Below are 23,133 nucleotides of genomic sequence, written 5' to 3' on the forward strand. Positions count from 1 at the left end.
GAGAAGATGAAAACAGTAGTAAAAGAATTTCAAAGTAAATTTACAGGATCGGAAACATTTCTTTCGGATCATGTGGTTCAGGGAACGAAAATACTTCCCGGAGTTGCTTACTTGGAACTGGCCCGTTTTGGAGGAGAATATATTCTTGAAAAACAGGTAACAGGATTGCGTGATGTGGTTTGGATGCGCCCGATTAGCATTCAGAATGAACCTGTTGATGTTGTAACCGGCTATACGGAAGATGTTTCAGGAATCACTTATGAGATCAGTTCGCAAAGCTCCGGTACGAAAGAAATACATAGTCAGGGACATGTTTACACGGGAATTTTACCCACGCCGCGTACAATCGATCTGAATGCTGTACGGATGTCGTGCACACAAGTTGTTTCTGCAGATCAAAGTTATAACAGTTTCCGGAATCGTGGATTGTTCTATGGTTTCACTTTTCAGGGAATCAAAGAGATGCACTGCTCGGAAACCCGTGCCGTATCTCAAATAATATTACCAAGGGAAGACGGTTTTGTTCTTTCTCCGGGAATGCTCGACAGCGCTTTACAAACCTGTATGGGAATTGGATTTGTGCCGGAAGGAGGCTCGCTTGAATTGCCGTTCAGTCTTCGTGAATTGAACATATATGGCGCATTACCTGAGACAGTTTGGTGTTATACTGAAGTTACGAATCCGAAAGCACGTCTGAAGGAATATGCTATTTACCTATGTGATGATTCGGGAAAAGTGTTTGTTTCACTGATTGGTTTTTCCGCTTTAACACTAGCCGTTGAGAAGCCGGCGGTGAGCCAGGAGCAACCCGATCCGGTTTCTGTCGCATCGGAAACCGGTACAATGAGTTATTACCAAAGCACCTGGAAACAGGAAAATCTTGTGCCGGATGCAGATACTTCTTCATCTTCAGCCGATACAATTGTTTTGGTAGATGCTTCGGAAGAGCTTACCGCTTCCGTATCGCAATTTCTAAACCTTAAAGTACTTTGTCTTTCTTCATCTTCTCCCATCGATCTGTTTGAGGGTGTAAAGAACGAGATCCTGAAAAGTATCACAAGTAAATCGCCGTTGAATCTTACTGTTGCTGGGTTCACTTCCCGTTATCACAGCTTTGGATTCTTACGTGGCTTGATTAAATCTGCAGAACAGGAATGTTCTTGGTTCACGGGCAGAATACTTGGTGTGGAAGATTTCAGTGCTCCTGAGAAATGGGTAGAGATACTTAAAACTGAACTAAAAACAGCTTCCAAAGAGATCAGCTACCAAGGAGGAGTTCGTTCAGTGCGTATGCTGAGATCTGTGGATCTTGCGGATAACCACGGCATTTCCTTTCGCCCTGAAGGAGTGTACCTGATTACCGGAGGTTTCGGAGGTTTGGGTATACAGTTTGCCCACCACATCAGCAGGAATTATCCAACGGCAACAATTATCTTATCAGGCCGAAGAACAGCCAATGAAATACAGCGGCAGATACTATCAGATCAACCTTCTTGGAGATATATTCAAACGGATGTGAGCGATGCTGTTTCTGTTGAAAGACTGATTAGTCAAATCAAAAAGGAATATGGCCAACTGACCGGAATCATCCACGCTGCAGGAGTTCTAAGAGACAGCTTACTGGTTCATAAAACCCATGAAGAAATAAAAGCCGTGTTTGGCCCCAAGATTTCAGGGATCATGCACCTGGATGAGGCAACCAAAGAAGAGTCTCTAGATTTTATGGTGAATTTTTCTTCGGTGTCTGCTGTATTAGGTAATATCGGTCAGTCAGATTACGCATCGGCGAATGCCTACCTGAATGATTATACGCATTACCGGAATATTTTGGTTGAACGGGGAGAAAGACACGGACAGACATTGAGTATAAACTGGCCGTTGTGGCGTTCTGGGGGAATGCAGATCGATGAATCATCAGAACAATACTTAAAGCGCCATTGGGGAATGGAACCACTTCCCACCAATTTGGGAATAGAAGCCTTTGATGCTATTTTGAAAAATGGCTTAAATCCCATTCTAGTTCTCTTTGGTGAACAGCAAAAAATAATCAAAAAAATTCTGCTTGACAACATAACCGCAACAATCGATGAAGAAACACAAATCGCTGGTATGAATATAGAAGTATTAATAAACCAATTAAAGGAAATTTGTGCAAAACTCCTGAAATTAAACATATCCGATTTGGATGCAGAATCTCACTTATCAGATTACGGACTGGATTCCATTATCATGATGAAACTCCTCACTGTGCTGGAAGAAACGTATGATTGTGTTTTGGATCCTACTATGGTCATTCAACATCCGTCAATTGGAGAGTTGGCGGCTTATCTCGTAGATAACAAACTGGTTGCAGTTGAAGAGACTCCGCAAAAAAATGCAGTGATGGACCCTCAGGTTTTAGTAACTTCTGACAAACAATTTAATTCACATACAACTTCTGGAGTTGCGATTATTGGAATTTCCTGCAATTTCCCGGAATCTGAGAATACTGAAGAGCTTTGGGAAAATTTGAAAAACGGGAGAGATCTGATCAGCGAAGTTCCTGTTAACAGATCATTTCGCAAAGGATATTATAACCAAACAAAAACAAACTCAACTTCCTATTCGAACAAAGGAGGATTCATGAAAAATCCTGCTGCATTTGATATTCAGTACTTTAAAATAAAGCCGGAGGAAGCTATTGCAATGGATCCGCAACAACGTATTGTTCTGGAGCTTACACGTGATCTTCTGGCATCTTCCGGCTTCGAAAAAGAAGAACTGGCCGGAACCAATACCGGTGTATTTATTGGTGCAAAGGACAATAATTATATCCGGAATGGATACGATTTACTTCCGGAGGGAACGCATCAGCATGTAATTGTAAACAGCATCAGCAACATGATTGCTGCCAGGGTGTCGGATTTCTATGATTTGAAAGGAGCGAGTCAGGTAATCGATACGGCTTGTTCCAGCTCATTGGTGGCTATTCACCAGGCATATGAAGCTATTCTTTCGGGTAAGCTGAACATGGCTATTGCAGGCGGTATTTCTGTAATGGTAGACGAATACGGACATATAGGGTTTAGCCAGGCAAATGTTCTTTCTGCCGATGGAAAAAGCTGCGTTTTTGATGAACGTGCGAACGGTTTTGTACTGGGAGAAGGAGGTGGATTAGTGCTATTGAAAGATTATGGACAGGCGTTGCTGGACGGAGATAGGATTTTAGCCGTGGTGCAGGGTTCAGCAGTTAATAACGATGGGAAAACGATGGGAGTTACCGTTCCTAATAAACAAGGTCAGAAAGCTGTAATTGCAGAAGCTTTGGCAAAATCAGGAGTAAATCCCGATCAGATTTCCTATTATGAAGCACATGGTACAGGAACGTTGCTTGGAGATCCGATTGAAATCAATGCAGCTTCTGAAGTCTATCAGCAACAAACAGATAAAACCGGATTTTGTGCGATCGGTTCGGTAAAAAGCAACCTTGGACATACAATGACCGCAGCTGGTGTTACCGGATTGATCAAGATTATTCTGCAAATGCAGCACAGTGAACTTGTTCCTACAATTCATTGTGAAAAACCACATCCGCGGTTTAAATTCAATGAATCACCGTTTTACCCAATTACTATCTATAAAAAATGGGATGTTCAACAGAAAGTTGCGGCCATATCAAGCTTCGGATTTGGAGGGACCAATTGCCACCTCATTTTGTCTGAAGCCACTCAGGATAAAATGAGCTGGAAACGAACGCCGTTAAAAGTTCAGCGTCAATCAGAAAACTACTGGTTAGGGTACACCGATCCTGCCGTTTTTGAAAAAGAAGCAGTTACCAGCAAAACAATCGTAGGGATGATGCCTTTAACTAGTGGGTTGGAAAATGAGATTGTTCGCCTGATTCGTGATAAAATTTCTCAAAAAACAAACATTCAACCAGCAGATATTTTAGTAGATGAAGGGTTTATGGATCTTGGGTTGGATTCTACTGTTTTGATTCAGCTCACAAGCGAATTAGGCGATGAATGGAATATTGAACTTTATCCTACCTTACTTTTCCAATACGATACCATACGAAAATTCGCTGCACATATTGCAGCAACGTACAGTTCCGAACTTGCACATCTTCAATACAAGGAACCATTGGCAGCACCTGTAACGGAAACAGAAGAACCAAAGGAAATTAAACCTGAAAAACAGCTGACAGAAATCCCGGTAGCTTTTGAAGATGAAATTGCCATAATTGGTATGACAGCCAGATTTCCGGGGGCAGAAACACTGGAGAATTATTGGGAAAATATCCTGAAAAGGAAAGACCTGATCACTGAAATACCGGAAGATCGTTGGATCTGGGAAACGTATTATGGAGATGAGAAGAAAGAACGCGGAAAAACAAAAGCAAAATTCGGAGGCTTCATTTCCGATATAGATAAGTTTGATTGCAAATTTTTCCGGGTGCTTCCGCTAGAGGCGCAACTGATGGATCCTCAGCATCGCATTACCATTGAAGGAGTCTATCATTTATTTGAACACGCAGGAATTGCACCGGAACAAATGAAAGGAACTGATACCGGAGTATTCATCGGTGTATCCAGTGCAGATTACGCAACCCTGATCAACAAGGAAAAGGGACTCAATCAATACGCACAATACGCTACCGGAAATACCCATTCGGTATTGGTAAACCGAATTTCCTATCTTTTTGACCTTCACGGTCCGAGTATCCCCATCGATACAGCTTGTTCCAGTTCCTTAATCGCTATAAGCCGAGCTGTTGAAAGTATTAGGTCAGGCAATTGCTCAATGGCAGTAGCGGGTGGAGTAAACATTATTTTATCCCCGGAATTGACACTGTCGTTCAGTCAGGCGGGAATGTTGAGCAAAGACGGACGTTGTAAAACCTTTGATAAAAAGGCAAATGGATACGTTCGCTCTGAAGGAATGGGATTGATACTGTTGAAATCCAAAGTCGCAGCTGAACGGGATGGAGATCATATTTATGGAATCATTAAATCTGTGGCTGAAAACCACGGTGGGAAAGTGAGCACCTTGACGTCTCCGAATCCCAATGCACAGAGAAACCTCATTATTCAAGCCATTCAGAAAGCGGGACTCCATCCGAATGATATCAGTTACATTGAAGCGCATGGAACAGGAACACCTCTTGGTGATCCTATTGAAACAGAGGCGCTTAAAATGGCTTTTGAAGAGCTGGAAGGAGATTCTCCTTTAAAACAGTCAAATTGTGCACTCGGTAGTGTAAAAGCAACTATTGGTCACCTGGAAGCAGCTGCTGGAATTGCCGGTGTAATAAAAACTCTTCTGTGTATGAATCATCAAACATTGGGTGGAAATCCCCACCTCAAAGAACCGAATGAGTTGTTAAAATTAAACAACAGCCCGTTCCGATTAGTTAAAGAAACGGAAAACTGGGAGTCTGCAAATCAGCAAGTGCGAACAGCAGGAGTGAGCAGTTTTGGATTCGGCGGAGCCAATGCGCATGTTATTCTGCAAGAATATGCTGGCAGTGCAGCAAAGAAACTTGAACCAGGAAAAACATTAATCTGTCTGTCTGCTAAAACAGAAAGCCAACTTCTGACGATTCAGAAAAATCTATTTGCCTTTCTTCAGAAAAATTCAGATTGTTCGTTACACGATATCGCTCAAACGCTGCTTGTGGGAAGAGATGCGATGCTGATAAGAGCTGCTTTAGTAACTGATTCGCCGGATGATTTAAAACAACAATTGGAGCAGGTGATTCTTGGAAAACAATCTGCATTTGTTTCAGGAATGGCAGATATGAAAACTTTCAACGAACAAGATACCGTGATCGCTGTCCGGCGAAACCTTCAGGCTTCGAATGAATGGGAATCAGTTATGCATTCCTGGTTGAAAGGCCAGCCGGTAAATTGGAAACAGTTTTACAATTCGGCCGAAGTACGAAGAATAGAGCTTCCCGGATATCCATTCCTACGTGAACGCTTCTGGTATACCGAAATTCAGGAGATCAATACGCCCAAAGAATCATACAGTAAAGAATTCTTGCTGGTAGACCATGTCGTTGGAAACGAAATTGGAATAGAAGAATTTGGGAACGGAATTGTGATGGTGAAAATGCAATCCCGCGAAACCAAAAACATGCTTGATGATCACTTGATCAAAAGCTTGACTAAAACCTTTTCAGAACTGGAACAACGGGCTGATTTGAAAGTTGTGATTCTGACCGGCTATGACAATGTATTTTGTATGGGTGGTTCGCAGGATATTTTGAATGGAATTGCCAATAAGAAACAAAAATATACCGATGCGCCATTTGTGTACAAGGGACTTCTTGAATTTAAAGTTCCTGTTATTACAGCAATACAGGGAATGGCTGTTGGTGGAGGATTGATCTTTGGGTTGTACGGAGATATTGTTTATATGGATGAGCGGTCTACTTACAGTTCCAACTTCATGAAATACGGCTTTACACCCGGAATGGGCGCAACCTATATCATGCCGAAGAAACTTGGTCAGCAGCTGGCTCAGGAAATGATGTACACTGCACGACTGATTGGTGGAAATGAGCTGAGAGAAAGAGCAGCAACTGTAAAAATTACCGGAGATGTGCTTAAAGAAGCCATCCGGACAGCAAAAGAACTTGCTTCCAAACCGAAAATTGCATTAGAAGTTCTGAAAAGAAATCTTTCTGACCGAATGCTGCAAGATTTACAGCAGCATGTGAGGGAGGAACTGGAAATGCACGATAAAACATTTCATACAGATGAAGTCAGAAACCTCATTACGGCAACATTCAATCGTCCCGCTCCAGTAAATCCGGAGAATAAAAACACGATTGTTCCGATTCACTCCAAAGTTAAACTTGAACACCCTGATACGGTTGCTGCCAAGGGAGTAAAACCGTTCATTTCCGAACCATTCCGAAAAGTTTCCCTGTGTGATGTGGGACAATCAGATTTCATCAGTGAACTAAAGCCAATCACTCAACCGGTATCTGTTGAATCGAAAAGGGAAGAAGAGGAGATTAAAGCAGATCAACAGCAAGCAATCATGCAAAGCGGAAGTATCATTGGTTTTCTGAAAGATTGTGCTGCTGCATTATTGAATCTCCCGGCAAACGAAATTGGAGCAGAAGATATATTCCTGGATATGGGAATTGATTCCATCAGCGGAGTGGAATTCATTCGGTCTGTTAATGACAAATTCGATCTTCAGTTGGAAGCGGTATTGCTGTATGACTATCCGAATATCAATGCCTTATCAGCATTTATTGAAAAGAATTCAACGACGGTAATTCTGGATATGCCAAAAAAAGAGCTCGTTCAACTGCTTGCAGAACCAATGGTCTTACCGTTGCAGAAAGAGCATGTACAGCACAACACTGAAGATGTAACCGATATGCTGAAACAGATTTTTGGTCGAATGTTGAACCTCCCTGTTGAAGAACTATCCATCAATGAATCTTTTATTGATTTTGGAGTAGATTCTATCAGTGGCGTTGAAGCGGTACGAGCAATCAATGAACAATTTGATTTGTCATTAGAAACAGTTATTTTATATGATTACTTCAATATCGGGAAGCTTGCGAATTTCATTGCAGGGCAACTTCCGGAGAAAACGAGGATAATGGCTGAGCCATATTATACTCCAGTTAAAGAAAGCGTTGCGTTGGCTGAAGAAAAACAACAGCAGATTTCAGCAACAGATATTGCTATTATCGGGATAAGCGGCCGTTTTCCGCAAGCAGATAATGTTGATGAATTCTGGACAAATCTTGCTTCAGGAAAAGACAGCGTGACTGAAGTTCCGGAACGGAAATGGTCTATAGCAGACATTTATTCCAAAGAAAGAGGACTTGCCGGAAAATCCTATGGAAAATGGATGGGAGCGATTAATGATGAAGATAAATTTGATGCCTATTTCTTCAATATTTCTCCGGCTGAAGCCAAAAAAATGGATCCCCAGCAACGGGTATTCCTGCAAGAAGTCTGGAAAACATTTGAAGATGCGGGGTACTCCCCGGAGAGTCTTTCAGAAAGTGCCTGTGGTGTGTTTGTAGGTGTTGGACCGGGAGATTATTTTGACCGATTTAAGAAAAACGAGTTATTGGATAATCATGTATTGACAGGGGTAACCACTTCTATGCTTGCTTCCCGTATTTCCTACTTGCTGAATTTGCAGGGGCCTGCAATTGCCATTGATACAGCCTGTTCTAGTTCGTTGGTAGCTCTTCACCAGGCTTGTTCAAGTCTTCGGAATGGTGAATGTGAAATGGCTATTGCTGGTGGCGTAAATATTATGACCACGGAAAGTATGCACATCCTTACCAGCAAGACCGAAATGTTGAGCGAAGACGGCAAATGCCATACATTCGATAACCAGGCAAATGGTTTTGTTCCGGGAGAAGCAGTGGGTGTGGTTTTACTAAAACCATTACACCAGGCAATCAATGATAAAGACAATATTTATGCGGTTATCAAAGGTAGCGCAGTTAATCAGGATGGGAAAACTAATGGTATTATGGCGCCAAGCGCCAATTCACAGAAAAAACTTATTCAACAGGTATTAAACCGTTTTGATATTGATCCCGGAAGTATTTCCTATGTAGAAACGCACGGAACAGGAACGAAATTGGGTGATCCGATTGAGATCAAAGCACTGAAAGAAGTGTATTCTGGAAAGAATTTTAAACCGGAAAGCTGTGCACTTGGCAGTGTAAAAACAAACATCGGTCATGCATTGACCGCCGCCGGAATTTCTAGTTTGCTCAAGGTGGTCCTTTCTATGAAGAATAAACAGATTCCGCCATCATTGCATTATAATCAATGCAACGAGCATATTCAGTTAAACGGAACATCTTTTTATGTTAATACAAAGCTCAATGAATGGAAGCTACCGGATTCAAGGGTTCGCAGAGCTGCCGTCAGTAGTTTTGGATACAGTGGAACCAATTCCCACATCGTATTGGAGGCATTTGAGCAATTACCGGAAACAGAGGTTCAAGATCAGGAACGACTATTCTTATTCTCAGCAAAAAACAAGGAACGATTGGTTGAAACGGTAAAACTGTATTGTGAGTTTCTTCAGGAAAAACGTAATTTAAATAATGTATCCTACACACTTCTAACCGGAAGAGAAGCAATGCCTGAACGTTTGGCTATTGTTGCTGTAACACAATCAGATTTGCTTGGTACATTGCAGGAATATCTGAAAGGAACAGGTGCTAATTATGCAACGGGAAATATAAAATCTCAGGTTATCCACCAGCAGGCATTACAAGCTACAGATCAAAGATTACAGGAAATTATCAACAGTTGGTTAAAAGGCCAGTCTGTTAACGCTGAATCTTTATTTGGTGAAGAAAACCCCGAAAAGATCAGTCTGCCTACCTATCCTTTTGAAAAAGAACGTCACTGGGTGGATATAGTGTATGCAAAACCAATCGAAGCAGTTGTAAATACCCCATTGAATGAATGGATATACAAAACCACGATAGCTCCGGACAGCCCCTTGTTAAACGATCACAAAGTTCAGGGAAGAAAAATCATACCTGGAGTATATTATCTACAGATTGTGAAAGAAGCTATGAAACAAGGATTTCGTTTGGAAGTCAATCGTTTCCGTAACGTTCAATTATTAGATCCCGGATATATTGGGCAGGAACCACTTATCTTTCAGGTTGAAATCAAACGAAATGACCAGGAATTTGAGTACCGGATTACGACAGAAGAGCATGGCCAAACTAAAGTGAAATCGCAAGGATTCACCTCATTTTCAACAGAACAACCGACTGTGTTACGCCGTGGAGAAGAACAATGCAAATTGCTTTCTTTTACCTTGGAAAGTAGTGAGTTTTATCAGCAACTTGCCTCTATGGGATTGGAATACGGTCCACTTTTTAATGGATTGAAAAAGTTATACTTCAACGAAAATGAAGCATGGGCTTATTCGGAAAAAATTGAAAACCAATCTGAAGAATCCGTTTTGGGTCAGTTGGACAGTTGTTTTCAAACTTGCCTAGGCATAGATAACAACAATTTCACACTGAAACTACCTTTTGGAATTGAAAATTTGTTGCTGTACCGGTCAATGCCTGAAAAGGTTTGGACCTATGCGCGAAAAGAACGGGATGTACAGGGTAAAACTGTATTCACTGTCGAAATCTATGATGAGGAAGGCTTTTGTCTGGCAAAAGCGCAAAAAGTAACGGTGTTCCCAATAATACATGGAGCAGCAAGCAAACCCCAAATTGTAGAAAACAGAAAAAAACATTTATACATCCCGAAATGGAACAGAATCAAAACAGGTAAGGGACTTGTGCAACCTATTTTAAGTAACGGACAACATTTAATCATCGGACAGCAAACTGATAGAAATCTATCGAATAGCTTAACACTATATCTGAAGGATAAAGGGATAATCCCGTTACACCTGGATACCCTGGATCATGCTCCAGAAGGAGTTGTACAAGTATATCTTTTGCATGGGCTTCAATCGGCTTACAATCATGAAGACAGCCTGGAACAAATGGAATACACTGTTTTTCGAGCTATCAAAATGCTTCAGGAAAGTAATTTCAACCAAAAGAAAATAGAGTTAACAGTATTGACCAGAAATACTCAGAAAGTATTGGATACAGATACGGTCAATCCAAAAGGAAGTGGCATTGTCGGGATCATCGGATCTTTGGCAAAAGAGCAGCCGGGATGGGTTATCCGAATGATTGATCTCGGAACCGAAACTACCTGGAATTGGGATACATTGATGTCCTATTCATCCAATAAGGATGGAGCAGTAGTGGCTTACAGAAATGGTTTTCTGTTCAGATCTGAGTTGAGACCACTAGATCAGCATGCCGCTGTTTCATCCAAACTAAAGCAAAGTGGAGTATATCTCTTGCTGGGTGGAGCCGGAGGAATAGGTCGTGTAACATCTGATTATCTCATGAAGCAATACAATGCTAAAGTGATCTGGTTGGGAAGAAGAGAAATGGATTCAGAGCTGGAGAAAGCCATTCATTCAGTTGGAACACCTTCTAATCGACCGGAATATTTCCAGTGTGATGCTACAAAAAAAAATGAAGTAGGAGATATTCATAAGTTATTCCTGGAACGGGGACTTCAGATCAATGGAATTTTCCATTCTGCAATTGTTTTGAATGATCGCCTGATTAAAAATATGAAGGAGCAATCTTTTAAAATGGCATTTGAACCGAAGTCGCTGGCTACGCAAAACCTCTTCGAAATATTCAAGAGAGAAACACTGGACTTTATTTGTTTTTATTCATCCATTCAGTCTCAGATAAATGCTGCCGGACAAAGTAATTATTCTGCCGGTTGTACATACAAGGACAGCTATGCACATGCTTTGCAGCAACAATGGAAAAAAACTCCGGTGTATATTATCAACTGGGGATATTGGGGGGATGTAGGAATCGTTTCTACGGACGAATATAGAGCAAAACTGGCCGCTTCAGGGCTAGGAAGCATTAATGCAAAAGAAGGAATGCAAATTCTTGAACAAATTTTAGCAGGAGAACAAAAACAATTGGCTGCAATTAAATTTCTGAACTAATGAGCTTAATCAATCAAAACAAAAAGATATCACAAGTAAATCAATATTCTCAGGTAGTATTGAATATACCTGAACCACAGCGTTTCAATGTAGAAAGAGAAACCGTCAGTCTAATGGAGAAAATTCTTTTTCAGGGGCTGATTGCAGTAATACACAATCTCGGGTTGAGAGAAAACGGAAATCAATTGAGTAAAATAGGTGAACTGGCAGTACAATTGGATATTTTGCCAAAATATGAGAGACTGTTTACAGAATTGATAGAAGAACTGGTTCAAAACGGTTATTTGACCCTATCCGGAGATTATTTGCATATTTCCAGCGAAATCCGGTCGATCGATAATGTACTTTCAGACCTTGCTGATTTCGGCAAAACTTATCCTGATTTTGAACCGCACACCAGGCTAATGAACCTCTGCTTTGCAGTCTACGGAGATATTCTCACAGGAAAAAAACGGGCCACAGACATTATTTTTCCATTGGGCTCACTAGAATTGGTGGAAGGAATTTACAATGGCAACAAGCAAGCAGATTATTTCAATGAATTACTCGCTGGTCTGGTACAAACCGGAGTTGCCAGCACTGCTGGAAAGAAAATCACGATTTTGGAAATCGGTGCTGGAACAGGCGGTACAACTAAATGTGTGCTGAATAAGTTGATTACACAAAAAGAGTTCATTGATTATCATTTTACAGACCTATCAAAAAGTTTTCTGTTCAATGCTGAATCCCTGTTCAAATCAGATTTTACTGGATTTAGAACCTCTATCCTGAATATTGAAAATGATCCGTTAGAACAAGGATTCCTGGAGGGTGCTTATGATATTATCATTGCAGCCAACGTATTGCATGCTACAAGAGATATTACTCATACGCTTACACAACTGAAAAAGTTGTTGAAAGCAAACGGTGTGATACTTATGAATGAAATTGCGCGTAAGGAATTATTCACGACATTGACCTTTGGTCTTCTCGATGGATGGTGGTTGTATGAAGACGAAGAGCTCCGATTCAAAAACAATCCGGGACTATCTTTTGAAAACTGGACAACTGTACTTGAAGAAACCGGTTTTGTCAGAAGCACTGTTTATCCTTCCGGTAACAGCTGCTCCCAGCAAATTATTGCTGCTTATAGTGATGGATGGATCGAACAAGAAATGACTCCTGCACAAACTCTGTCTGCAGCAGCAGTTCAGAAAAATTCCACTTCAGGCTGTAATTTCATTCTGGAAGAACTCAAAAACGTATTTGCCTCCGTTTTGCAATGTGATGTAAAGCGCCTGGATCTGAATGCTCCGTTTGATGAATTGGGAGTTGACTCCATTATGATAGGGACACTTTCCAAACAATTGTCGGAAAAATACGGCAACATTTCAGCAACGCTTTTGTTCGAATATGGAACAATTAATGAATTGGCAGCTTACTTATCAGCACAAACGGTTAATCCGTTGTTTATTGCTGCTGCTGATTTGAAAGAGGATGTGGTTTCTTTTGAGCCCAGACAAATCGGGAAGTACCTTATTAATTTGTTTGCTGAACTGCTGCAATCCGATGCCTCGCGAATTGACATTCATGTCCCACTTGATGAATTGGGAATGGATTCCATTATGATCGGAGAACTTACGAAAAGAGTACAACGCATCATTCCCGTTATATCGTCAACCATATTTTTCGAGTATTCAACAATCAGTGAGCTGACACAGTACTTTTCAGAAAATTATTCTGGGTATTTTGCTTCGAAATCGGGGCAGTCAATCTCTGAGCCTGTTCAGGTTAAAACTTCACCATCTGTGCGTACTCCAGCTATCCATGAACCTATTGCGATTATTGGTGTCAGTGGTAAATATCCCGGAGCTAAAACTTTAGATGAATTGTGGAAGGTATTGTCTGAAGGAAAAGATATGATTTCTGAAATTCCGCTGAATCGATGGGATAATCGAAAATTCTTTGACCCATTGAAAGGAAAACATGGCAAAAATTACTGTCCTTACGGAGGTTTTATTGATGATTTTGATCAGTTCGATCCATTGTTTTTCAATATCTCTCCGAGAGAAGCAGAACGGATGGATCCGCAGGAACGTCTGTTCCTTCAGACAGCGTGGGAATCCATAGAAGATTCCGGATATAAATACACAGATTTTAGTAAACGTAACGCTGTCAAAACTGGCGTATATGTCGGGGTAATGTATGAAGAATACCAGCTGCACGGCGCTGCAATGGATCCTCAAACAGGAAGAGTTGCATTAGGAGCTAATCCCGCTGGGATAGCAAACAGGGTTTCATATTGTATGGACTTCAACGGGCCGAGTATTGCAATTGATACTATGTGCTCCTCGTCTTTAACAGCCATTCATATGGCATGTAACGATCTCAAATTTGGTGATACGGATGTTGCGGTTGCCGGCGGTGTAAACCTTACCGTGCATCCGAACAAATACCTGATTTTGAGTCAGGGCACATTTTTGTCACCGAATGGCCGTTGCGAAAGTTTTGGAAGTAACGGTCAGGGATTTGTTCCGGGCGAAGGTGTTGGCGCTGTAGTATTAAAAAGACTTTCAGATGCGCAAAAAGACGGAGATCAGATTTACGCAACAATTCTTGGAACAGCCGTCAATCATGGAGGTAAAGGAAATGGCTACACCATTCCCAATCCTGCTTCTCAGGCCAATGTGATCAGCTCCGCACTGTTAAAAGCCGGTTTGTCTGGGGAATCGATCAGTTATGTTGAAGCTCATGGTACAGGAACCAGTTTGGGAGATCCAATAGAAATTGAAGGATTGACCAAAGCTTTTAATTCAGGAAAAAAACAATTCTGTAAAATCGGTTCCATTAAGTCCAACATTGGACATTGTGAATCTGCTGCTGGGATTTCAGGGCTAACGAAAGTACTTTTGCAGCTGAAATACAAACAATTGGTTCCATCTCTTCATTCCCAAAATCTGAATCCGAAGATCAATTTTGGTGATACACCCTTTTCGGTGCAGCAAAGGCTGGAAGAATGGAATGTTGATGAAGGGACATTACGAACAGCGGGAATCAGTGGTTTCGGTGCAGGTGGTTCCAATGCACACATAATTGTTCAGGAATACAAGTCGTTACAAAAAAAATATATATCAACAGATCCTGCACTGGTGGTGTTTTCTGCAAAAAACGGAAAGCAGCTACAACATTATGCACGAAAACTCAAACAATACATTCAGGATCATGCAGATCTGTTCATTTATAATGTTGCATATACGCTTCAAACCGGGCGTATGGCTATGGAACATCGTTTGGTAATTGAGGCAGCTAACCCGCATGATCTCATAAAGCAGCTAAATGCCTTTCTTGCCGGAGAACCAGGTAAATACCGTACAGGTTATTTAGGAAATGTCACTCAAACCGAAGTGATTTTTTCTACATTCAATGAATTGGCAAGTCAATGGTTAAACGGATCAAATGTAAACTGGTTAGAGATCTATAACGGTAGATTCCCGAATAAGATCAGTTTACCAACCTATCCGTTCGACAATAAGCGCTATTGGTTCGATAGTTTTCTGGATAAAGAGATCAAAAAGAATATCGATGCTGAAATAAAGCCGACCATTTTCCCAATTTCAAAATCGCTGTACCTCAACGGTATGCAATGGAAGTCAACGGGAACGGTAAATACAACTTTCCCGGAAAATGGCATTGCAGTTGTCACAATGGAATCTAGGGTTTCAAAAAACATGTTCACTTATGATCTGGTAAATGACCTTTATTTGGCTTTTCATCAATTGAGCAAGCGAACAGATTTGAAAGTGGTAATTCTGACTGGGTACGATACCATTTTTGCAATGGGCGGAGATAAGGAAGGACTTACAGACCTTTCGGAAAACAAAGGAGCTTATACAGATTTGCCGTTTTTATATAAGGGGTTGCTGGAATTCGATTTACCGGTGATTACGGCAATGCAAGGTCATGCATTAGGTGGCGGGCTCGTTCTTGGATTATATGGTGATGTGGTGTTGCTTTCAGAAAAGAGTACTTACAGTGCCAATTTCATGAATTATGGATTTACTCCGGGAATGGGAGCTACTTTCCTGCTAGGAGAAAAATTGGGAGTGAACATAGCTAATGAAATGCTCTTTACCGGAAAAATGTACAGCGGAAAAGAATTGCGTGAAAAAGGCTCATCTGTCAGAATCAGCACGGATGTCATGGGAGAAGCTTTGAAAATTGCCCGTGAAATGGTAACAAAGCCAGTTCTGGCATTGAAACTCTTAAAAGAAAAACTGGCTCATGACCTTTCTCTGAAACAAACAGAACACATTGCCCGGGAAGTAGAAATGCAGAAAATTACTTTTGCACAGCCCGAAGTAAAACAGAAAATAACTGAACAATTTTCTAAACCTCAAACACCGGTTGTTAATTCCGTAATTTCAGAAAAGGATGCAGTGTCCGGGAAAGTTAGGTTAGTACCTCCGGTAGAAGTCGCAGAAAGAAAATCAATCCCGGACTCTACGGAAACAATAAAAGTAACTCTGAGCCAGCTGTCATCAGGTAATATACAGGTTCAGAATCCACATTTGAATGAACAAAACGAGGGGCAATTGTTCCTGACCCTGAAAGGAATTGTGGGAAGAATACTTCATATTCCGGATTCGGAAATTACTGCTGATGTTCAATTTACTGAGTTAGGATTGGATTCCATCAATGGTGTTGAGATAATTCGGGAAATAAATGAAACCCTGCAACTGCAACTTGAAGGACCAATTTTGTATGAATACGGGACAATCAATTTGCTTACTGCTCATTTGAGCGGTCACGATTCGAAAACTGTCGAAATCAGTACAAACACACCGATTATTGTATCTGAACTGATGCAGTCAGATACTGAGATACTGTTTCCCTTAAAAGAGATTGTAGCAGAAGCACTTCATCTGGAACCTACTGCTATCAACGACAGCAGTGTTTTTACAGAACTTGGAATGGATTCCATTAACGGAGTCGAAATCCTGAGGGAAATCAATACCAGATTCGATCTTGATCTGGAAGGGGCAGTTCTATACCATTTCGCTACACTGGGGAAGTTGGCCAACCATATTTCCGGGTTAACAGAAAAAGCACCTGCAATCGAAACTCTTGATAACCAAACTGTAAATATTGAAAAAAAAATCCCTCTTCTTGAAAAAACGACCGGAAGAGATCTTTCTGAAGCCCGAAAAACGATCAGAAGCATCATTTCCAACTGTTTGCATATTGATAGTGCTGATTTCAATGATAACAGCGTATTCAGCGAATTGGGAATGGATTCCATCAATGGTGTAGAAATCATTCGTGAAATAAATATGGCCTTTGGAACCGCTTTCGAAGCCGGAGATTTGTATCAGTATGCTACCATTGATGACCTGATTAAACAATTTGTTACTTCAGATAATGCTGTAGAGCATGTTGCTAATCCAGTAAACGAAATTTCTGAAGATATTACCCCGTTTGAACTTTCCTATATGCAACAGGCATACTGGGTAGGTGAAAACAAAGAACTTGAATTGGGCGGAAAGCAAGCACATCTGACGGTTCATTTTGAATTTGATTCCATAGATGTGAAACGATTGGATAAGGCAATCAATCAGTTGATTCGTCGACATGGTATTTTGAGAACCAGGTTCTTAGAAACTGGTCAACAACAACTGATAGAAAACACTCCGTCTTATGATGCGACCATGAAGAATCTTCTTGAAATGGAACAGGAAACTGTTGAACAAGTCGTAATCAATTATGTGAACGAAAAACGAAAATCAAGTCCGGATAAACATAGCTGGCCATTGTTCGACTTCACGGTATTCAAAACCAATCTCAAAGATCAACTGGTGGTTAATATGAGTTTATTGGTATGTGACGGAAGTAGTGTGGCTATCTTTTTCAAGGAACTATTTGACCTTTATACCAATCCGGCTTTAACTCTTGAGCCCTTAACAATTTCGTTCAGGGATTACGTGGATTATCAGAAAGAGTTCCGCAACAGACAGAAATACAAGGATGCAAAAGCATACTGGAAAAACCGTCTGAAAGAGTTGCCACTTGGCCCGGAACTGGCTTACAGCAATGGAAATGATGACGGTATAATGGTGCACAAGGAGAAGAAAATAGACCGCGAAACCTTTGCCGTTCTGAAAGAGAAAGTACGAAAAAGCAATTTTTCACTTTCATCAGTATTATGCACCGCTTACACGAAAGTACTGGCAACATATAGCCGAAGCAAACATTTTTCATTGACGATAATGACCTTGGGAAGAGAATTTCCAAATGCAGAAATCAATAAGATTCTAGGAAATTTTTCGCGTATTTCAGTTTTAGAACTGGATTATAGAAAAGAACAATCCTTTTCTGCTGAAGTAGCTGCCGTTTCACGTCAGATCTGGGAAGATCAGAAACACAACTCATATAACGGAATTGAGGTGATTCGAGATCTTAATATCGAACGCGGATTGCTTGGAAAAATAGCCATTCCGGTAACTTTTGCCAGTGCTTTTGGCTTAGGATACGATGAAAAGCCTCCGTTCAGAAGAGTTTCAGCAAGTCTTCAGGTTCCACAGGTTGCTATGGATCATCAGGTTTGTGAAGAACCGGATGGGTCATTACTGCTTTCATTTGATATTGATGATGCATACTTTCAGAATGGTGTCACTGACGACATTATTTGTTCCTATGAAAAAGCCATCCGTATACTTGTGGCGGCAGACTGGAATACACCGATGGAGTCTGTTGTATTGGAAGATCAGTTAGCACAGATTGATCTTACAAATGAAACGGATATGGAAATTCCGAAAACCTTTTTATTTGATCCTTTCGAGAAAAGTGCGCAACGGTATGCAGAAAAAGCAGCAGTGATTGATGGAACAACACAACTTACTTATAGCAAAATTCAACGTTTATCGAATCGCATCGCAAACAAGCTTAAAGAAAATGGAGCAAGCCAGAATAAGCTCATAGGGGTGTTGATGCACAAGGGTTGGGAACAAGTTCCTGCAACGCTTGGGATTATGAAATCAGGCGGAGCGTATCTGCCATTAGATCCTACAATGCCGGAAAGCAGATTAAACTATATTCTGGAAAAGGCCGAAGTAAATCAGATCGTAACCACAGCTTCTATTCCGGTAAAAGAATTGGCATTCCCAGAACATATTCGTTGCTGGAATATTGATACCGATTTTGCATCTGAGCCAGATACAGCACCTCAAATCGAATTAAAGGAAAGTGATCTGGCGTATACCATTTTCACTTCAGGTTCTACAGGCTTCCCGAAAGGGGTGATGATTGATCACCGGGGAGCGCTCAATACCTGTATAGATATCAACAGTCGCTTTGAATTGGATGAGCAAAGTGTCGTGCTTGCACTTTCAGCGCTTTACTTTGATTTGTCGGTTTTCGATATTTTCGGAATACTAGGCTGTGGAGGAACAATAGTGTTTCCAGATTACAAAAAGCTGCGTGATCCTGGACATTGGATCAAATTGATTCAGGAACACGAAATCACGGTCTGGAATTCCGTTCCTGAATTGATGAATATGCTGATTGAATACAATGCATTGTTAGAGAAACAGGTTATCAAACAGCTAAAACTGGTCATGATGAGCGGGGATTGGATTCCTGTAACGCTTCCTGAAAGAATCAGGCAGTTTGTACCGAATGCAAAAGTGGTTAGTCTGGGCGGAGCAACCGAGGCTTCTATCTGGTCTATCTATCATGAAATTAAAGAAATTGATCCAACGTTACGCAGTATTCCTTACGGAAAGGCTCTTGCCAATCAAACCATGCATGTACTCGATCAATTTATGAATCCTTGCCCGTTCCTTACTACCGGAGATATTTATATCGGGGGAATTGGAGTGGCAAAAGGTTATCTGAAAGACGAAGAAAAAACCAGGAATCAATTTGTCCGTCACCCGAAAACAAAAGAAATCATTTATAAAACAGGTGATTTGGGGCGTGTTATGCGAAACGGTAATATTGAGTTTTTGGGAAGAGAAGACTTTCAGGTAAAAGTACAGGGTTATCGCATTGAAATGGGGGATATTGAAGCTGCGTTATTGCGGTCTGAACAAGTAAAAGCTGCTGTTGTTGATGTATGGAAAGACATCATCGGCAACAATTACCTGGTGGCTTATACTGTACCGAAGAACCGGTCCATCGATGAAAAGGAATTGACAGAAGAGCTGCGATCTCAGCTTCAGTCCTACATGATTCCGAAATACATTGTTTCCCTTGAAGATCTTCCTGTTACGCAAAACGGAAAAATAGATAGGAAAAGTCTTCCTGATCCGAGAATAACTGAACAAAAAGAAGCGAATACGGAAACAATATCGGAACATCTTACCATATCACTTCAAACGGTTTGGAAAGAACTGCTTCAGGTAAACCATATTTCAGGCTCGGATGATTTCTTTGAACTGGGAGGCAACTCCCTGTTGGCTATCCGATTGGCTGCTTTGTTGGAAAGTAACCTTCAGCTGAAGATTGATTTAAGTGAGTTGCTTCAAAACAGCCGCTTTTCTGCCCAACTTCAGGTGATTGCCGGTAAATTCTCAGGGCAGAATACAACAAAATCAATTGTTGCCATTCGAAATGCTGATGCCGAAGGTCAACCCCTCTTTTTGGTTCACCCGATAGGAGGATCCGTTTTTTGCTACAATCAGTTGGCTCGTTTAATGGATCCTGAAACACCTGTATACGGTTTTCACGCCACGGGAAATGAATCTCAGGATGTAGTAAAAATGGCAGCAGCTTATATCAAAGACATGAAATCCGTTCAGCCCGAAGGCCCTTACTGCATAGGTGGCTGGTCTTTCGGCGGCATTATTTCGTTTGAAATGGCTCGTCAGCTGGAGCAGATGGGGGATAGGGTAGAAGATCTGTTCCTGATCGATTCTTACTTCCATTCCAGCGGATACCAATTGGAAAATGTTCACGAAACAGAAGTTTTTGAAAAGTTCCTGAAGGATCTGAGTTTTCAGAAAGGCGGCCGCCTTATACAGAGTAGTACCATGCAGCAAATGTTGGATGAGGCTGTTGAAACAAAACTGTTCCCTGCCGAAATAACTATGGAAACAATCCGGAAACTCCTCGAAATGTTCAGGAATAATTGTGTTGCCTATTCCAATTACAAGGCATTATCACCAGTGAACAGCAATACCCACATCTTAGTGGCAACTGACCGTTCGTTTATCGGATCTGAAAGAGATGCAAAGGCTTGGGAAAATTGGCTCACAGGGAAATATACTTATCATGAACTGACAGGAGATCACTTTACGATTTTCGAGGGAGAAAGTTTGAAAAAATTGGTCGAAATAGTAACCATCTCATCAAAAATTACGAGCATATGAAAAGAGCACTAATCTTTCCGGGACAAGGTTCCCAATTCAAAGGAATGGGAAAAGGATTATTTGAAAAATATCCGGAAATAAAAATAAAAGCCCGGGAAATCCTGGGATACGATTTGGAAGCGTTGTGTCTGGAAGATAAAGACGACTTACTTGGACAAACACAATATACCCAACCAGCAATTTTTACGGTGAGTGCTATGCATTACTGGGAATACCTGAAAGAGAATTCCAAACCGGACTTCTTGGCTGGACATAGTCTTGGAGAATACAATGCGTTATTGGCATCTGGAGTATTTGATTTTGAAACAGGATTAAGACTCGTTCATAAACGTGGAGCTTTAATGGCTGCTGCTTCCGGAGGAGGAATGGCCGCTATTCTGGGAATTTCAACAGAAAAATTGAATAAATTATTGACTGAAGGAGGTTTTGATGGAATTGATGTTGCTAACTATAATACTACGACCCAAATTGTAATTTCCGGTCGGGCAGAAGATATCCGCCGTGCAGTGAATTATTTTGAAGAGAAAAAAATTCAGGCAATCCCACTTCAGGTAAGCGCGCCTTTCCATTCACGCTATATGAAAAGTGCAGCCTTGGAATTTGAGCAATTTATCAATGGGATTGATTTGAATCCGTTAAGTATTTCTGTGGTTGCAAATACTACTGCCAATTGGTACACATCAGCGGTTAAAGAAACCTTGGCAACTCAGATTGCACAATCTGTAAGATGGGTAGATTCCATTCGGCTTTTAATGGGAAATGGAGTAACAGAATTCAAAGAAATCGGGAGTCATATTCTTACAAGAATGGTGGCTGATATTAAAAAAAATTGCACACCCTTAACCCATCATGAAGCTTCGATTCTTCCAGAAAGAGAAAAGAAAATCTTTCTTGGAAGCAAAGATTTTTGCCGGGATTATAACATCAAATTACCTTATGTTGCCGGAGGAATGTACCGGGGAGTTGCCTCTCCCGAAATGGTTATTCGATTGGGAAAAGCAAAAATGTTCGGATTTTATGGTACGGGTGGATTGCAAATGAATGAAATTGAAAGCGGGATCAGACAAATAAAAACAGCTCTAAGTAACGGGGAATCATTCGGCATTAATTTGCTGCATCATTTCGGAGATCCGGAAACAGAATGGAAGTTGGTAGAACTTTACCTGAAAGAAAACATAAAATTTATTGAAGCCTCCGCGTTTATGCAAATGACAAAACCGTTGGTATACTTCCGCGTCAAGGGACTTGGAAAAGATGCTCATGGTAAGATTATTTCCAATAACCAGATCATGGCAAAAATATCCAGACCCGAAGTGGCTGAGGTATTTATGAACCCAGCTCCGGAACGTATATTGAAACAGCTGATCGCCGAAGGAAAGATCACTGAGCAGGAAGCAGAAATGGCAAGAGAAGTACCGGTTAGCCAGGATATTTGTGTAGAAGCAGATTCAGGTGGGCACACTGATGCCGGAAGAGCATTGGTTATTTTGCCTGCAATCCGGACATTGCGTGATCAGATTTCTACTGCCAATAGTTATTCAAAATCTATCAGAATTGGTCTTGCAGGAGGAATCGGCACACCGGAATCAGTGGTTTGCGCTTTTATGATGGGAGCCGATTTTGTACTCACAGGTTCCATAAATCAATGTACCGTTGAGGCTGCAACCAGCGACTTGGTTAAGGATCTGTTACAGGAAATGAATGTTCAGGATACAGACTATGCCCCAGCGGGTGATATGTTTGAAATAGGAGCGAAGGTACAGGTACTCAAAAAAGGAGTACTCTTTTCTCCAAGAGCCAATAAGCTGTACACACTTTATAATCATTATGAAAGTCTGGAAGAACTTCCTGAAAATATTCGCAAACAGCTTGAAGAGTCCTATTTCAAAAAAAGCCTTGACGAAATCTGGCAGGAAGTCAAAAATTACCAGTTAGCAAAAGGGAATATTAATGCCATTGAAAAAGCAGAAATGAATGGAAAACAGAAAATGGCTATGGTATTCAAATGGTATTTCGGATTCAGCAGCAGAAGTGCGTTGAACGGATTCAGTGAACGAAGAGTAGATTTTCAGATACATACCGGTCCGGCATTGGGAGCCTTTAATCAATGGGTAAAGGGAACAGGATTAGAATCCTGGCGAGCACGTCATGTTGATCAAATCGGTGAAAAACTGATGCATGAGGCTACACTCTTTTTTGAAGAAAAAGTAAACACTATATATAATAACTAAAACAA

Annotated in this window: 3 protein-coding genes; all 3 read left to right on the forward strand. The window is 41.0% G+C overall.

Features of this window, described 5'->3' with window-relative positions:
- The first annotated feature begins 6 nt into the window (after window positions 1-6).
- Genes HHL23_RS04015 through fabD form a run of 3 tightly spaced genes read left to right on the forward strand, consistent with a single transcriptional unit; the run spans window position 7 to window position 23,128 of the window.
- Window positions 7-11,553 (forward strand): SDR family NAD(P)-dependent oxidoreductase, encoded by an 11,547-nt coding sequence (locus tag HHL23_RS04015; protein WP_169233532.1) that lies wholly within the window; start codon window positions 7-9, stop codon window positions 11,551-11,553.
- A complete protein-coding gene (locus tag HHL23_RS04020) occupies window positions 11,553-20,897 on the forward strand; it encodes a non-ribosomal peptide synthetase (protein ID WP_169233533.1) in 9,345 nt (3,114 codons plus the stop codon). The genes HHL23_RS04015 and HHL23_RS04020 overlap by 1 nt, the downstream gene beginning before the upstream one ends.
- Window positions 20,894-23,128 (forward strand): ACP S-malonyltransferase, encoded by a 2,235-nt coding sequence (fabD, locus tag HHL23_RS04025; protein WP_169233534.1) that lies wholly within the window; start codon window positions 20,894-20,896, stop codon window positions 23,126-23,128. The genes HHL23_RS04020 and fabD overlap by 4 nt, the downstream gene beginning before the upstream one ends.
- Window positions 23,129-23,133: the final 5 nt, after the last annotated feature.

Origin of the sequence: Chryseobacterium antibioticum (genome assembly GCF_012927325.1) — a bacterium.
GTDB lineage: Bacteria > Bacteroidota > Bacteroidia > Flavobacteriales > Weeksellaceae > Chryseobacterium > Chryseobacterium antibioticum.

Coding starts and splice junctions, on each gene's coding strand:
- HHL23_RS04015 (WP_169233532.1), top strand. CDS start 7: ATGAAAACAGTAGTAAAAGAATTTCAAAGTAAATTTACAGGATCGGAA.
- HHL23_RS04020 (WP_169233533.1), top strand. CDS start 11,553: ATGAGCTTAATCAATCAAAACAAAAAGATATCACAAGTAAATCAATAT.
- fabD (WP_169233534.1), top strand. CDS start 20,894: ATGAAAAGAGCACTAATCTTTCCGGGACAAGGTTCCCAATTCAAAGGA.